At 54.1% G+C, this 15,579-nt stretch carries 13 protein-coding genes and 1 pseudogene; 10 read left to right on the plus strand and 4 right to left on the minus strand.

Translation table 11 applies throughout. The features are described from left to right. Positions 1 to 40: 40 nt before the first annotated feature. From KP806_RS20290 to KP806_RS20325, 8 genes are all read left to right on the plus strand, one after another. A complete protein-coding gene (locus tag KP806_RS20290) occupies positions 41 to 931 on the plus strand; it encodes a carbohydrate ABC transporter permease (protein ID WP_224725569.1) in 891 nt (296 codons plus the stop codon). Between the two features lie 35 nt (positions 932 to 966). Then, positions 967 to 1,803, plus strand: coding sequence for a carbohydrate ABC transporter permease (locus KP806_RS20295; RefSeq protein WP_224725570.1), 837 nt, complete (start codon positions 967 to 969; stop codon positions 1,801 to 1,803). Positions 1,804 to 1,837: 34 nt separating this feature from the next. Beyond that, positions 1,838 to 3,604 carry a cache domain-containing sensor histidine kinase gene (locus KP806_RS20300; protein WP_224725571.1) on the plus strand — a complete coding sequence of 589 codons (1,767 nt, stop codon included), beginning with the start codon at positions 1,838 to 1,840 and terminating at the stop codon, positions 3,602 to 3,604. Then, a complete protein-coding gene (locus KP806_RS20305) occupies positions 3,601 to 5,223 on the plus strand; it encodes a helix-turn-helix domain-containing protein (protein WP_224725572.1) in 1,623 nt (540 codons plus the stop codon). The genes KP806_RS20300 and KP806_RS20305 overlap by 4 nt, the downstream gene beginning before the upstream one ends. Before the next feature lie 145 nt (positions 5,224 to 5,368). Next, complete coding sequence (locus KP806_RS20310; RefSeq protein ID WP_224725573.1) at positions 5,369 to 6,781, plus strand: ABC transporter substrate-binding protein; 1,413 nt, start codon at positions 5,369 to 5,371, stop codon at positions 6,779 to 6,781. 93 nt (positions 6,782 to 6,874) lie between these two features. Continuing rightward, positions 6,875 to 8,758, plus strand: coding sequence for a heparinase II/III family protein (locus tag KP806_RS20315; protein ID WP_224725574.1), 1,884 nt, complete (start codon positions 6,875 to 6,877; stop codon positions 8,756 to 8,758). A 20-nt stretch (positions 8,759 to 8,778) separates the two neighbouring features. Further along, entirely contained in the window at positions 8,779 to 11,169 is a 2,391-nt protein-coding gene (locus tag KP806_RS20320) for a hypothetical protein (protein ID WP_224725575.1), read from the plus strand. Positions 11,170 to 11,205: 36 nt separating this feature from the next. Then, complete coding sequence (locus KP806_RS20325) at positions 11,206 to 11,523, plus strand: cupin domain-containing protein (protein ID WP_224725576.1); 318 nt, start codon at positions 11,206 to 11,208, stop codon at positions 11,521 to 11,523. 412 nt (positions 11,524 to 11,935) lie between these two features. Here the strand turns inward: KP806_RS20325 and KP806_RS20330 are convergent, their stop codons facing one another. From KP806_RS20330 to KP806_RS20345, 4 genes and pseudogenes are all read right to left on the minus strand, one after another. Beyond that, positions 11,936 to 12,322 (minus strand): SET domain-containing protein, encoded by a 387-nt coding sequence (locus tag KP806_RS20330; RefSeq protein ID WP_224725577.1) that lies wholly within the window; start codon positions 12,320 to 12,322, stop codon positions 11,936 to 11,938. 82 nt (positions 12,323 to 12,404) lie between these two features. Then, on the minus strand, positions 12,405 to 12,659 hold the full coding sequence (locus KP806_RS20335) for a YiaA/YiaB family inner membrane protein (RefSeq protein ID WP_224725684.1): 255 nt from the start codon (positions 12,657 to 12,659) through the stop codon (positions 12,405 to 12,407). Between the two features lie 30 nt (positions 12,660 to 12,689). Then, positions 12,690 to 12,905 (minus strand): annotated as a pseudogene (locus tag KP806_RS27855) (YiaA/YiaB family inner membrane protein); the annotation flags it as partial. A 118-nt stretch (positions 12,906 to 13,023) separates the two neighbouring features. Then, complete coding sequence (locus KP806_RS20345; protein ID WP_224725578.1) at positions 13,024 to 13,239, minus strand: hypothetical protein; 216 nt, start codon at positions 13,237 to 13,239, stop codon at positions 13,024 to 13,026. A 133-nt stretch (positions 13,240 to 13,372) separates the two neighbouring features. On the opposite strand from KP806_RS20345, the gene KP806_RS20350 reads away from it, so the two are divergent. Further along, positions 13,373 to 14,848 carry a sensor histidine kinase gene (locus tag KP806_RS20350; protein ID WP_224725579.1) on the plus strand — a complete coding sequence of 492 codons (1,476 nt, stop codon included), beginning with the start codon at positions 13,373 to 13,375 and terminating at the stop codon, positions 14,846 to 14,848. Continuing rightward, positions 14,845 to 15,540 (plus strand): response regulator transcription factor, encoded by a 696-nt coding sequence (locus KP806_RS20355; protein ID WP_224725580.1) that lies wholly within the window; start codon positions 14,845 to 14,847, stop codon positions 15,538 to 15,540. Before KP806_RS20350 ends, KP806_RS20355 begins: the two co-directional genes overlap by 4 nt. Positions 15,541 to 15,579 lie beyond the last annotated feature (39 nt).

A 15,579-nucleotide genomic window follows, 5' to 3' on the forward strand; every position in this document is an offset into this window, starting at 1 on the left:
TCCTTTACAATGAGGCTACAAGACGGGAGGAGAGATAAGCATGCATAAAAATCGAATCGGAGCCTATTTGTTCAGCTTCCCCAGCTTTTTCCTGACCATGGCTCTCGGCATTTATCCGGTATTATGGGCGCTTCGATATATGTTCTACGATTATCAGGGATACGGCACCCCGAAATTTATCGGGCTCGGCAATTTTGCAAGGGTCTTCCGGGATACCGAGTTTTGGCAGTCGGTTGCGAACACGTTTGTGTATGCAGGCGGCAAGCTGATCATTACGCTGCCGTTATCGCTTATATTGGCCGTCATTCTGAACCGCAAGCTGCGCGGGCGGCATGCCTTCAGGGCGATCTTTTTTCTGCCGACGATCTTCAGCGCATCGGTTATGTCCATCGTCTTTTATATCGTATTTAACTCCTACAACGGCATCATCAATCAATACCTGCTCAAGCTGAAATTGGTATCCGGTCCGATCGACTGGCTCGGCGCAGCCTATGCGATGCTGACCATCGTTGTCATCGCCGTCTGGGGCGCCGTCGGCAACTATATGCTGCTTTTTATTGCCGGGCTTCAGAGCATTCCGGAGGATGTCTACGAGGCGGCGTCGCTCGATGGCGTAAATCCTGCCCAGCGGTTGTGGTATATCACGATTCCGATGCTGGGGCCCGTGCTGCAGATGATCATTATGCTGGCCATTACGACCTCGCTTAAGGGCTACGAGAGCATTATGGTATTGACGGAAGGCGGTCCCTTCGGCAAAACGGAGGTCATGTACCTGTACCTGTACAAGCTGTTTTTCCCGCTGACGACGACGGGTACCTCCGTTCAGAACATCGGGTACGGCAGCGCGATCGGCTTTACGACCGCCGTCATCGTTGGCTTGGTTACCTGGCTGTATTTCTGGCTGTCGAAGAAGCTGAACAACGTTTATTAAAAGGATAAGAATTTTACGCTTTGGGGGGATGGAATATGACGATTCGTAAAATGCTGATCAGAACGCCGGTATGGCTGCTGCTGCTGGCAACGGCGGCGTTGATGCTGTTCCCGATTGTCGTTGCGCTGCTCGGCTCCTTCAAGACGAACCTGGAGCTGACGACGGGAGCGACGTTTTTCCCGGAAAAGTGGCAATTCAAAAATTATGTGCAAGCCTGGAATCAGGCGGATTTTTCAAGCTTTACGTTTAACAGCATTTATGTAGCCGTGTTCGCGACGGCAGGCACCTTGCTCATATCCGCAATGGCGGCTTATGCCGTTGACCGCGTCTCTTTTAGAGGAAAGAAGCTGTTCGTTTTTCTTCAATCGTTTACGCTGTTCATTTCCATTGGCGCCGTCGTGCTGCGTCCGCAATTCGATCTGATGGTGTCGATCGGATTGCAGAAATCATTATGGGGTGTCATAATCATTCTAATTAGCGCTCACGCTACCGCATTCTTCATGGTGATCGGCTTTTTCCGCAGCATTCCGAAGGATTTGGACGAAGCGGCGCTCATTGACGGCTGCAATTTCTACTCCACCTTCTGGAGAATCATTTTGCCGCTTCTTCGGCCCGCGCTGGCTGTCGTAGCGCTGTTCACCTTCCGGAACGCATGGAACGAATATATTTTGCCGCTCGTATTCTCGCTGTCGCGGCCCGATTTGCAAACGCTCCCTGTCGGCTTGGCCAACCTGAGGTACGGAGCCGGGGCGGCGATGGAAAATCAGCTGATGCTCGCAGGCGCGTGCATCTCGATATTACCGCTGCTTCTCGTATACCTTTTCGCAAACCGCTCCTTCATGCAGGTAACGGTCGGCTCCGTCAAGGGCTGACCGTCCAATCACATCTATTGAGGCGATGGACAACATGAAACGTTTATTAAGAAAAATGTCGCTAAAAAAACGGCTTTGGGTCTCATTCGTTTTGCTGACCGTCGTTTGCATTTCAGTCACGGGAACTTATGTTTCCGTGTTTTTTTCTCGTGAAATGGAAACGCAGGCGACGATGACAAGCCAGGATACGCTGAACAAAACGGCGCAGGTGTTCGATGAGCGCCTGCGCAATATCGTCGTTTCGGTCTCCACGCTCATGATGGGAGAGCCGTTTCAGAATACGATGCTTGATGTTCAGGCGGGGAACGGCAAGGATTATTATAAACGGTTATCTCAGCTGCAAACGCCCTTCGCCCAAATGATGCTTGCCGAGCAGTCGATTGATTCGGTGCTGGTGCACACGCCGATCGGCGATTTCTATCCGACGGAGAGCTGGCGGAATACGACGGTCGATTTCGCCGACACCACGCTTCATGCCGCGATTCAGGGGACGCAGGAGGGGTGGAGCACGCTTTGGGTGCGGGGGCATGCCGAAGAGTTGTTCAGCAGAGGAAATCCGGTCATTTCTTTAATTATTAAGCCATTGTTCGAGAAGCCGCTGCCGGGCGTCTATGTCGTCGTGAATATCCGGGAAGACCATCTGCAGGAGCTGATCCAGGCCCATTTGCAGGAGGGGAGCCTCCGGCAGCTCGTCGTAGACCGCAGCAGCCGGGCCGTATTTTCCTCCGTGCCCGTCCTGCCGGAGAACGGGCTGCAGCTGGACGAGAGAATCGGCGGCAGCGACAGAGGCAACTTTGAGTATAAACCGGAGAATGGCGGACCTTATCTGGTCAATTATGCGGCTCTGGGCATGAATGCCGATTGGGTGCTTATCGGCTATCAATCCAAGTCCAAGCTGCTCGCTCCCGTCCAGCATATGCGTTGGACGATTCTTTCGATCATGGGCGTCTGCGTCGTGCTGGCCCTCATTATGTCGAGCATGCTTTCGGAGCTGCTGCTTAAGCCGTTGTTCAAGCTGCGCAACCTTATGTTTAAGGTGGAGCAGAATCAGCTTGACGTCCGGTTCGAGAGCGTATTCGAGGATGAGATCAGCCAGGTCGGCCATAAATTTAACCGGATGCTCGAGCAGATCGGCGAGCTGATCGGAGAGGTCAAGGCGTCGGAGCAGGAGAAACGGAAGTCGGAGATCAAAGCGCTGCAGGCGCAGATCGATCCCCATTTTTTGTACAACACGTTAAATACGATTTATTGGAAAAGCGAAATGGAGGAGCATCAGGACGTAAGCGGGATGATTGTTTCGCTTTCGCTGCTGTTCCGGCTTGGGCTTAACAACGGCAGAGAAATTACGACGCTGGGGCAGGAGCTTGAGCATGTGAAGCAATATTTGAGCCTGCAGGCGAAGTGTTATCCCGATTTGTTCGATTATGAAATGCCGGAGGCGGACGAGAAGTTGCTGGGCATTCCCGTTCTTAAAATATTGCTGCAGCCTCTCGCGGAAAATTCGATTTTGCATGGCTTCCAGGAGCTCTCACACCGCGGACGGATCCGGATTGAGGCCGAGGCGGAGGGCGGTTTGCTGACGCTCACCGTCACCGACAACGGCGGCGGGATGGATGCGGACCGTATCGACAGGATGCTGAACGGGCCGGAGGCGGATCGAACCAGCTATGCGCTTGCCAATGTGCGGGCCAGACTATCGCTCTATTACGGATACAAGGCTTCCATGAAGCTTGAAAGCGAGCCGGGCGTGCAAACGGCCGTTAAGCTGATTATTCCCATTCAAGAGGAGGTAAACGGATGAACGGGATTACGATGTGTATTATCGATGATGTGAAAACGGTAATTGACGGCATTATAAAGAAGATTCCGTGGGCCGAGCACGGCATCGAGATCGTTGGCACGGCTTTTAACGGCAAGGACGGCCTGCAATTGATCAGGGACAAGCGCCCCGATATCGTGCTGACCGACATCCGGATGCCGATGCGAAGCGGAATCGATATGGTCCGGGAGCTGAAAGAAGGCGGAGAGCAATGGTCGAAGGTTATTTTTTTCAGCGGCTATTCCGACTTCGCGTATGCCCAGGAATCGGTACGGCTTGGGGCGTTCGATTATTTGGTCAAGCCTTTTACAACACAGCAGATTGTCGATGTGGTACTTCGGGCTAAAGCCAGGATCGAGGCGCAAAGGCTGGAGGAGACGGACCGCATGGCACTGGAACGGAAGGTCAGGGAGAGCCTGCCCTATTTGCGCCAGGAATATTTCCGCCTGCTGATCCGCCATGACGAGCTGCCTGAGCGGGCTTTGGAAAAATGGGAGTTTCTCGGCATCGATATGGGAACCCGAGGATTCGTTTCGATGGCCGTGCAAATCGACGGATTGATGAATGAGCGTTCGCCGCTGCCCGTTCGCGAAGTGGAGCTCATCCGTTTTGCCGTACAGAACATATTGGAGGAAACGATCAAAAAGCAGGCGAAAGGGATCGTGTTCCGCGAGCATTTGGGCTGTTTCGTCATCGTGCTGAATCTGGAGGAGGAGGCCGAAGTGGCCGCGATTGCGGAGGCTTGCATGCAAAATGTCAATCAGTACGCGAAGCGGGATATTTCGATCGGCGTCGGCATGTGGGTGGAAGGGATTGGGAAGATCCCGCTTTCCTACGAGCAAGCCAAGACGGCTCTCAGCTACCAGTTTTATTCCGGCAGCGGCTGTATCATTTCCTATAGCGATATTGAGCGGCAGAGCCATGTGACGCCGCATTACTCCCCGGAAAAGGAGACGGAGCTGCTCTACTGTCTCCGGTCGGGCAACCGGGAGGCGGCGGAGCGGCTGCTGAAGAGCATAGCGGAGGAATGCCTGCGATATCCGGCGCCGCCCGATCCCGCCGTCATGACAAATCTGTTCTATGGGCTGGCATTCTCGATGTACCGCGTCATCGCCGAGAAAGCCGAGCCCGGACAGCGCGCGTGGCTGGACGAGCGCTTGAGCGCCATGAAGAAGGGCAACTATCTCTCAACCTCCGAGCTGATCCGGGATGTGCTGGAGTTTGGGCTGACCGGCTGCGAGTGGCTGCAGAAGCAGCAGAGGAACGATGTCGGCCGGCTGATTCACCAGGCGCTGAATTATGTGAAAGGACGGCTGAGCAGCGATCTCACCGTGCAGGAGTGCGCAGGCTCCGTGCATTTGAGTCCGAGCTATTTTTCCAACCTGTTCAAGAAGGAAACGGGAATGACGTTCATGCAGTATGTCACGTCCGAGCGGATGGAGAAGGCGAAGGAGCTGCTGCTGGAAGGCATGCAGGTGCAGGACATTACCTTTGAGCTCGGATACAAGGACAGGCCGTACTTCAGCGAGCTGTTCAAAAAGCATACGGGGATGACGCCGTCCGAATTTCGGGCCAAGTACGAAAGATCGTCGCCCGAATAAAAATCAGAGTAATTTTACCCTCCCAGGATCGTGTAATTGACCTTCATGGGCGAAGATGGCGGAATGCTACAATGAGGTCAGCAGGGTGAACTGTACGGTACATGCCGTCGGACGCCGGTTGCCAAACAAAGGGGAGGTACAGAAGATGAAGAAATGGTTCCTTACGAAAAGTACGCTTTCAGTCTGTTATTTGCTGGTTGTTGCCATGATGCTGGCGGCATGCTCGGCGGGTACCGGCACGGATAATGCGGCAGCACCCGAAGCGGAAGAAGGCGGAAGCAGCACGGCCAAGACGAAAATTGCCTATTGGACGATGGATCGTCACGATATGGATTATATGCAGCAGCAGGTAGATACCTATAATGCTACCAATACGGATAATATCGAAGTTGAAATGAAAGTGATGGCGGATAATTACAATCAGGCGCTGGAGGTGGCGTTCGCGAGCAACCAGGCCCCCGATATTTTCAAGAGCGGCGATTTCCAGAACTATTTGAGCAAAGGCTACTATGCCCAGCTTGACACGCTGCTAAGCAAAGAGTTCCTGGCGAAGTTTGACGGACTTTTGGTTGAAGATATTTACTCGAAGGACGGCCACGTTTACACGCTTCCGAACACCGGCCAGTTCTGGCGTTTGCTGTACAATGTGGATTTGCTGGAGAAGGCGGGCTACACCGAGCCTCCGCAAACGTTGGACGAGATGGTCGAAATGGCGAAAAAAATAACGGAGCAAGGCAAGGCGGAAGGCGTTTACGGCTTTGCAAGCAATTTTAAGAACGGCTCGGGCTTTACGCGTCCGGCATTTGCATCGGGCTCGCTCGGCTCGGAAACCAGCCATGAGGGCTATAATTTTCAAACGGGAGAATTCGATTTCGGCATGTACCGCGATATCGCAGAGGCGCTTCGCCAGATTAAAGCTGACGGCAGCATGATCCCGGGGGCGGAATCGCTTGACATCGACCCGCTTCGCGCGCAGTTCGCGCAAGGGAAAATCGGCATGTACGTGAACCACTCCAGCGAGCCGGCGGTGTATACCTCGCAGTTCCCGACGGACATTCGCTGGGCTACGGCGCTCGTACCTACGAAGGACGGACAGAAAAACGGCGTGACGTGGGTCAATGCGGGCGGTTATCTCGCAATCAGCGCCAAATCGGACAAGCAGGAGGCGGCCGTGAAATTTTTAGAGTACTTATACGACGTTGAGCTGCGATCCGATTACCAGGAGAAAGGGCTTGGACTTTCCGTTCTGCCTTATGTCAACGAGGCGGCCGGCAAGCCGGAGCTGGCGGGTATCGAAGGATTTCTTCCGACCAAATATGACGGTATCTATCCGGCGACTCCTTTGTCGATCACGGAGACGAAGCTGGAGGGCAAGAAGTTCACCGACGTCTTTATCGAATATATTTTGACGGGCAATCAAGAGCTGGACGCCGCAATCGAGGATTTGAACGCCAGATACGGCAAGGCTCTCGCAGCGGCTCGTACGGAAGGAATGACGAATATTAAGGCCGATCCGTCCTTCAGCGCCAAGAGCCTTCAGGGATCCCTGGGCGAATAGAGATACGGCCGGCGGAGGGGCTGCCCTGCAGGGGCGGTCTCTCTTTTTTTAGAAGCAAATTTGCTAACAGGTGTGCAGGGGAGAGTGAATTCGGTGAATTCGGTTGATCATTTGTTCTTTCATGCAGAGCAAAGAAGCGAATGGGGAAAGAGCTTTAAGCGGCTTTTTCCGGAGAAGGCGGCAGAAGCGATTGCGGAGGCTGACCGCTGGTGTGAACGAAACCACTTTATATGGAAAAAAACGGAGATCGACATGGGGACTCCGATCGATTGGCTTCATAATCCGACGGGAGACAAGGAATTTACATGGGGGATTAACCGGTTTAAGCATCTGCGCTCCTTGGGCACGGCTTACGCCTGTACCGGCGAGGAGAAATATGCGGAAAAAGCTCTTGAGCATATTTTGGGTTGGATAGACTCCCAGCCTTGTCCGAGCGGATTGCCTGCGGAAGAATTGACGTATTTCCAAAGGCCTGGCCCTTGGCGGCTATTGGAGACGGGTCTCAGGCTTCGCCAATGGGTGTACGCTTATCATTTTTTTCACGGGTCGGAAAGCTGGGCCGAAGACTCGGAACGGCGTTTCTTCGAATCCGTTAAGGAGCATGCGCGGTTTCTTTCGGCCTATACCGCAAGCATTGAAATCAACCATTCCATCATGCATATGATCGGCCTGCTTAGCGCAGGGCTTACATTCGCTTCGTGGGAGGAGAGCAAGGAGTGGAGCAGCAAGGCGGCCGGAAGGCTGGAGGAGTGCATTCGCGTGCAGGTTTTGCCGGACGGCGTTCATGCCGAGTTGACCCCTCACTATCATATGGTATCGCTCGAGCTGTTCGTCGACTGCGCGGTTATGCTGAAAAAGCGCGGACTTGCGTTCTCGGAGGAGTACGAGCGGATTTTGCGCGGGATGGCGCGGTTTGCGCGCTGCATGACGAGACAGGACGGCAAAATGGCACCGTTTGCGGATTCCTATGCCAGCCATCCGCCGGATCTTAATGCAGCTGCTCTTTACTATGACCGTCTGGACTGGATGCTTGCCGAGCAGCTGCATGAACAGTTTTGGACGGTCGGCCCCGACCGGATCGGGCAAATGCTTGTCGATCATGACGGCCTGATGCACCAGTCTGCAGCCGGGAATGAAAAGGTGCCCTTCGCCTTTCCGGAGGCGGGCTATTACGGACTGGGCGACAGCCGGCAGCAACTGATTTTTGACGCTGCCGCCTTGGGGGGGCCTCACGGGCATGCGGATGCGCTTTCCTTCGAATTGTGCGCATACGGCGAACCTTTATTTGTGGATCCGGGAACGTACACCTATATGGAGAACCCTTGGCGCCGTTACTTCAAGAGCACTTCTGCGCACAACACGGTACTCGTGGACGGGCAAGATCAAACGCCATATTTGCGCACGCAAAGGTGGGGAGTGCCTGAAGCTCGCGTTGCTTTGAAAACCTGGATTCCGGAAGGACAGATGATTTGTGCGGAGCATGACGGATACGCGGGCCGCGGCATCATGCACAGGCGTGCCGTATGGTTTCTGGACAGCGGAGAATGGGTGATCTATGACCGCCTGACAGGTACGGGAGAGCATACTTACCAGCACCGGCTGCACAGCAGGCTGCCGGACTGGAAGCCGGTGAAGCTGGAGGAGAAGCAGAATGCCAAGTATTTTGTGCAAGGCGGCGGAATGGGAGGAGCTTCGGAGCCGGGATGCGAAATGGTTGTTTTCGGGCCTGCCGCCATGGAGTTTGACGTGGAGGACGGCTGGGAATCGGTTCATCCGATGACGATGCAGCCTCTCAAGGTGCTCCAGGGGCTGTTAACTTCGGAGGACGGCGCTTGGTTCATAACGGTGCTGAGGCCGTTTCTCGGCAGCGGAAGCCTGCGGCCGGAGGAATGGAGCGTCAGAGAGGATGAGCACGGCCGTCCCGCCCTGAGCATGGACCGTTCCGAAGTGATTACCCGGTTTCAGATGCCTGAATGATGAAGACGGAGGTGCAAGACATGGAGGAACGGAGCGGATTCATTACCCGGTATCTGGTATCGGGACCGCTGTTTACCGATTTTATTGCCGACAAAACCGACAAAAATCAGATACGCTATGAGCAGTATTTACGGTCCATCGTAGCGGAGCGGGACAAGCCCGCTCCAACCGATGAGATCAGAATCGGCGGGCTTAGCGAGCTAGGGCTTCCATGGGAGTATAACTATCCGTGCAGCGGATTTGTGAACTTCAGCCAATTTGCGGTAACCCCGAAAAAGGTGGAGCTGCTCGCGGCGGCAGGGCTTATCGCGGAAGAGGAGCTGGAGATCCGCGCCAATCTCTGGACTTATACGGCCGCGGACGTCTGGCTGAACGGGCGGAAAATCTGTTCGGTCCATGAGCCGGTCTACAAGCCGATGAAGAAGCAGGAAATGAAACTCGTCCTCAAAAAAGGCTATAACGCTTTGCTGGTCCGGATGCAAAATTTGGCGGTCCGGGATACCAGGAACATATTCGGCATTCAATTGCTGGAGCATACGGACAAAGTGGAGACGGCACTTCCGGATGCCGGGCACGCAGAGCCGTTCCTTGCTTTGGACCGGTGGCTTTCCGCCATTGAAATGAAGGGGAACCGGATCTGTTTTCCGGGCGATGCACCCTGCAAGGTTTATTTTGCATACGGCGATGACAAGACTGGCGCAGATGTCACCGGCAGGAGCTATGTCGACGTTGATGATGACGCGGCTATGGCTGCCGTATATGGGGAAATCGGGAATAAAAGGCTGGTCCGAAAAATCGAGCTGCTGCAAAATAATAAGCCGGTTTACCGCTCCCGCGTATCGGCGGTCGAGGCCAGACGGGCCATGTATGAAGAGCTGGCCGCCATGGGCTCGAACACAACGTACGAATCGCTGCGCTTCGGCTTGTTCTATGTGCTGGCGCGCTGGCATTTGGGGCAGAAGGCCGTCCACGATGAAGCTCATTTGAAAGAGGCGATGGACCGGATCGAGCGAAGAGAGGATTGCTCGGACTTTTTCCTGGCGGGACTGCTCCGCCTGATGCAATTTTATTCCCTGCCGTCCGATCTGGCCGAAAGGGCGGAGCGGGTTATTCTGAATTACAGGTACTGGATGACGGAGGAAGGCTCGGACGGCATGTGCTTCTGGAGCGAAAATCATGCGCTGATGTTCTATATTTGCGCGTATATGGCGGGCAGCCGTTATCCGGATAAACGATTTCCCCGGTCGGGCCGCACCGGCCTGGAGGTCAGCCAAACGGCCGGGCACCGGATCCGGCAATGGCTGGAGGATGTGGAGGAATACGGCTTCGAGGAGTTTTTAAGCGCCGATTATATGTGCGTTACGCTAGGCGCGTTACTGAATGTCGTCGACTTTATGGAGGATGAAGAATCCGCCAGAGCGGCGAAGCTGGTCGATCTGATGCTGAAGTCGTTTGCCTGCCATACGTTCCGGGGCTCGATTATAGCGCCGCAGGCGAGGATCTACCGGTCCGTCATTCTTCCTTTTACACAGGCCGCCCAGTCTTTGATGCATCTGCTGAACCCGGAAGTGCCGGCCGGCAACAGCGAATGGATCGTCTTCCTGATGGGCAGCAAGTACCGGCTTCCGTACCGCTTCGCAAGCTTGATGGACGAGACGATGGAAATGGAGTACCGGACCGGAAACGCTTATGTTAAGCTTAACAAACAGCCGGACTACATGCTGACCTCGGTCCAGTCTCCGAGGTACGATGAGAAGCCTGTTTTTTGGGACAATATCAGCTTTGACGAATCCGCCGACGTGGAGTCCAATCCTTATATTAAATCTTTTAATGAACGCTTCCACGGCACCTCGCGTTTTGAACCGGGCGTGTTCGGCTATCAGCAGCATATGTGGTATGCAGCGCTTGATAACGATACGGTCGTGTTTGCCAATCATCCGGGGGAGCTTGCGGACGACGGCGGCATGCGGCCCGGCTACTGGTACGGAAACGGCGTCATGCCTGCAATCAAACAAGAGGGCAGCTTGCTGGGATCCGTTTACGACATCGGGGACAATCACCCGGTTTCGTTCACCCATCTGTTTTTTCCCGCCTGCAAGTTTGATTCGGCTGCCTATGAGGGGCCATGGCTGTTCGGGCAAAAGGACGGAGGGTATGCGGCGATTTGGTGCAGCGAAGAGATGGTTCCCCACAACGACCGTTTGTTCAACTGCGAATACCGGGCTTACGGAAGCAGGATGGCGTATTTATGCCTCTGCGGCTCCGCCTCGGAATTCGAAAGCCTGGAGCAGTTTAAAGCGCACTGCCGGCAGCTTGCTCCCGCTTTCGATCCTGCAAGCCTCACGCTGTCGGCGTCTGGCGGATATGCTCTGACAGCCGTCCGAAGCGAAAACAGCACTCAGTACGTATAGGAAATGGGAACAAAAATCGAAAGGGAGGACGCAGCAGTGAGCCGAGAGAACGTATGGGAAAATGCCGAACCGGGCGTCAAGCGGAAAATATTTGCCCCGGGTCAGACGATTATGATGATGGAGGTCCATTTCGAGGAAGGTGCTGAAGGGTATTTGCACAGCCATGTGCATGAGCAGCTTTCTTATTGCCTGGAAGGGCAGCTGGAATTTACGGTAAATGGAGAGAAGATCGTCATCTCGGAGGGAGAGACGATTTTTATTCCAAGCTCCGCCGAGCATGGCTGCCGTGCGCTGCGGAAGAGCAGGCTGCTGGACACGTTCACACCGCTCAGACAGGATTTGCTCGAAATATAAGGCTTTCTAAGTTTGAGCGTATAAATGACTTCTATTTCATCGCGAAACGAGTTTTACCATAAGCAGGCACAGAACCGAGCTGCGCAAAGATGCAGCTAACGGTTCGTGCGTAGCGCCAGCCGTTTACGCTCGGATAGAGGCAGGAAAGGTGAAGACCGCCGAACGGCCCGTAATGGGGAATCGTTCGGCGGTCTTTTTTTGCCGCATAAGCAGAATGGTGATATAAATGGATTCCATGTATCTAATTCCGGCAACGTGCCTCCGATTCGTAAAATAACTGGAAAATGTACATTTAATTCTGGATCAATAGCCGATTTAGGGCAGATTGGTCGATTTAGATGTATCCAATCCCGTTATTTTCGTAAAGGCCGTCATATCTCGAAAATATATTCATCAAATCCAGTTAAGGGAGTTACTCTTTATCCTGCTTATTGAACCATAACGGATCGTCGCAATCGACATCCCCGTTATAGTTGATCAAAATTTCTTCCCCTGCTTTAATTTCCGTAAAAGCGTAAAAGTCGAACGTATGGTTATCGAAATTGATGTCATAGGTCGCGTTCGGACTGTACGAATGATTAAAAAGGCTGCCGTAGCCGAGCAGGATGGCCGTATGGTTGACGCCGTACTCGAAGACATAATCCGAAAGAATCGTTTTCTCGATAAATTCATGCTCCTCGTTCGGGTACGGAATGACGGGAGCTTCATGGATCAGGTCGCCCTTGGCGAAGTCTCTGGTGGCGAATACTCCACGGTTGAACTCCCCGTTGCTTAGTCTGGATATTTTAATCTCTATCATGCCGATCACCTGTGCGCTGCGCGCTCTCTCTCGTTTTAAGCCATTTTAACTTACACCCGGCCAAACGGCAAGCAATCGTCGTCTACCCCTCATACTCCTCCGCCGCATTTCTGTGGGTGCGGTCTTCTTCGTTGTCGCGGATCGTTTTTTGCAGGACAAGGCACGCGACGATCAGGAAGGCGCCGGCGATGGAGTAGTAGCCTTTGACATAAAGAGGCTCCTGCAAATTGTAAATGCCGATATACTGCGCAAGCACGGCAATGATAAAGCCGGCCCAGGCCAAAAACGAGAATGCCGGAGTGTTGCGGTTTCGGTAGCCGGGGTTGGACTCTTTCAGAAATTTATCCTCGTCGTTATCGCGGGCAACCTTCTGAAGCAGGAAGGAAGTGATGATGAGCAGGACGCCGGTGACCGCATAATAGCCCTGCACGGACAACGGCTGTTCAAGCGTATAAATGCCTACAAATTCAAAGCCGCAGGCGATAAGGAATGCGGCCCATGCCATGAAGGAATAGGTAGGGGTATTGCGGCGGCGGTAAAAGCTGACGGGCTTGCGTACGTGTGTCGTTTCCATTTTTTCCATCGGGTTAGCCTCCAGAACCGTATTGTCGTTGATGTCTTTAAGTTTACGGATTTAGAAGTATCCTGAAAGTACCAACTTCTTATAGTACCAGGTACTAGCCGATTGGAACGCCGCTGCCTTATCGCCGCTTGAGCTCGTAAAATTCGCAATCTTGACGGCTGTGATACGAGATGTCGCCGATTCCGGATTGCGTGACAATGACGTTGTCATCGAACCGGACGACGACCGAGCCGGCATCGATGATCTGATTATTTTGAAATACGCGGATGCGCAGCTGCTTCTCGATCATTTCTTCAAAGTCCCGGTCGCTGCCGAGACGGCGGTTAATGGCCATGGCGCAGGCTCCTTCACTTTTTTTATACAGTCTAGCGCATATGCCCGGGCTTGCAAAGTCCGCTTTGTCCGCGGAGGAGCACCTGTGTTACATTGTAGACATCGAACAAGCGTTTTACGAAGGAGACCAAAAGATGTCGATACGGGTTCGCCTGCTGCTGTCCTATACCTGCATTTTACTCGTGACGATCCTGCTGTTTGTGGCCGCCGCCCTGCTGTTCGTGATCGCCCTGACCGGGGACGCGCGGAGCCTGAAGGATTTTTACAGCATTCATTATTCGGTTAATCCGCTGTCCAAGCAAGAGGAATCCATTTTCCTCGATCTCAAATATTTGGCCAAAAACGAACCGGAATCGCTTCTGGATCAACAGCTGCTGGACGAATATAACTTCAAGCTGCGGGCGGTCCAGGCGGAGCTGTTCATCCGGAAGGGAGACGTGCAGATCTACTCCTCCCTGTCGGTGAAGCAGCCTGGGCTGCTTCACCACTTGCCCGATTACGAGATGGCCAACAACGCGATCCGCAATACGCTGCAGGTCGGGGACCATTTTTATTCGTATTCGAAATTCGACTTTTATTTTCCCGACCAAACGAAGGGAAGCGTAATGGTGATCCGGGAGAGGAGCCCGTTCGCCGAAGTCGTGCGCACGCTTCTGCCGATTATTCTCGGCCTGCTGTTTGTTGTGCTGCTGCTTATGAATGCGCTGCTTTATTACTTTCTGACGAGAAGCATCGTGCAGCCGCTCGATCTGCTGAGGCGCTCGGCCGACCGGATCAAGGAAGGCAACCTGGCCTTCGAGCTGAAGGCGGAGGGGCAAGGCGAAATCGCCCGGCTGAGCGAGGCGTTTGAGGATATGCGGGTCAAGCTGAAGCAGTCGGTCGAGAAGCAGCTGCAATACGAGCAAAACCGGAAGGAGCTGCTCGCGAGCATTACGCATGACCTCAAGACGCCGATCACGTCGATTAAAGCGAGCATCGAGGGCATCCGGGACGGCGTGCCGGATACGAAGCAGAAGATGGAGCGGTACGTGAATACGATTTTGACGAAGGCCGACGATATGGACCGGCTGATCGACGAGCTGTTTCTGTACTCCAAGCTGGATTTGAAGCAGCTTCCGTTTACGTTCGAGAAGGTCAGCCTTGCCGGTTACATCCGGGATTACCTGGAAGATCTGCAATTCGATCTGGAGGAACGCGGCTTCGAGCTGGAATGGGAAATGACGCTCGGGGACGAAACGCTCGTGCATGCCGACCGGGACAAGCTGAAGCGCGTGCTGGCCAACATCGTCGATAATAGCGTGAAATACAGAGGCGGCGGGACAGGAAAAATCAGCGTGCTTCTGCAGCGGGAGGACGGGAATGCGCGTTTGACGGTCCGCGATAACGGTCCGGGCATTCCGGGAGAGGCGCTGCCTTTCATTTTCGAACGTTTCTTCCGAGGGGATCCGTCCAGAAGCAGGCAAACCGGGGGAAGCGGGCTCGGCCTTGCAATCGCGAAGCAGATTGTCGAAGGCCACCGCGGGACGATCGATGCCAGAAGCGTTCCGGGAGAAGGGACGGATATCATCATCAGGCTGCCGCTTATCCGGCCTCAGGAGGAGAAACGATGACGACGAAGGTGCTTATTATAGAAGATGAAATTTCGATCGCCGAGGTCGAAAAGGATTATTTTGAGCTGCACGGCTTTACCGCCGATATTTGTGTGACAGGGAATGACGGCCTGCGGGCGGCGAAGGAGGGGGATTACGGCCTGATCGTGCTGGATCTGCAGCTGCCGGGCATGGACGGCTATGAGCTTTGCCGCCGGATCCGCGCGGAGAAGGAGGTCCCGATTCTGATCGTGTCCGCGAAGAAAGAGGAAATCGATAAAATACGCGGCTTAAGCCTCGGGGCCGACGATTATATGACGAAGCCGTTCAGCCCGAGCGAGCTGGTCGCCCGCGCCAAGGCGCATATGCAGCGCTATCAAAGGCTGACGGGCAAGCGGGACAGCAAAACGTCCGGCAAAACCAGAATTCGCGGCCTGCTCATCGATTCCTCCTCGCGCCGGGTTTACGTGAATGAACGGGAGGTGCAGTTTACGGCCAAAGAATTTGATTTGCTCGCCTTTCTGGCGCTGAATCCGAACCATGTGTTCAGCAAGCAGGAGCTGTTCGAGCAGCTGTGGGGCATGGATTCGGTCGGCGATATCGCGACGGTAACCGTTCATATCCGCAGACTGCGCGAGAAGATCGAAGCGGATCCGTCGAATCCGCAGTATATCGAAACCGTCTGGGGAGCGGGCTACCGTTTGAACGTGTAAACCTCTCAAACCTGTGAAACCGTCTGCCGGCAGCTCTTT

The organism is Paenibacillus vietnamensis, from assembly GCF_020169515.1.
GTDB lineage: Bacteria > Bacillota > Bacilli > Paenibacillales > Paenibacillaceae > Pristimantibacillus > Pristimantibacillus vietnamensis.

Excerpts from the sequence above, each read along its gene's own strand:
- KP806_RS20330 (WP_224725577.1), bottom strand. The coding sequence starts at position 12,322 with ATGATAGAGATTAAAATATCCAGACTAAGCAACGGGGAGTTCAACCGT.
- KP806_RS20355 (WP_224725580.1), top strand. The coding sequence starts at position 14,845 with ATGACGACGAAGGTGCTTATTATAGAAGATGAAATTTCGATCGCCGAG.
- KP806_RS20350 (WP_224725579.1), top strand. The coding sequence starts at position 13,373 with ATGTCGATACGGGTTCGCCTGCTGCTGTCCTATACCTGCATTTTACTC.
- KP806_RS20320 (WP_224725575.1), top strand. The coding sequence starts at position 8,779 with ATGGAGGAACGGAGCGGATTCATTACCCGGTATCTGGTATCGGGACCG.
- KP806_RS20310 (WP_224725573.1), top strand. The coding sequence starts at position 5,369 with ATGAAGAAATGGTTCCTTACGAAAAGTACGCTTTCAGTCTGTTATTTG.
- KP806_RS20290 (WP_224725569.1), top strand. The coding sequence starts at position 41 with ATGCATAAAAATCGAATCGGAGCCTATTTGTTCAGCTTCCCCAGCTTT.
- KP806_RS20295 (WP_224725570.1), top strand. The coding sequence starts at position 967 with ATGACGATTCGTAAAATGCTGATCAGAACGCCGGTATGGCTGCTGCTG.
- KP806_RS20345 (WP_224725578.1), bottom strand. The coding sequence starts at position 13,239 with ATGGCCATTAACCGCCGTCTCGGCAGCGACCGGGACTTTGAAGAAATG.
- KP806_RS20300 (WP_224725571.1), top strand. The coding sequence starts at position 1,838 with ATGAAACGTTTATTAAGAAAAATGTCGCTAAAAAAACGGCTTTGGGTC.
- KP806_RS20305 (WP_224725572.1), top strand. The coding sequence starts at position 3,601 with ATGAACGGGATTACGATGTGTATTATCGATGATGTGAAAACGGTAATT.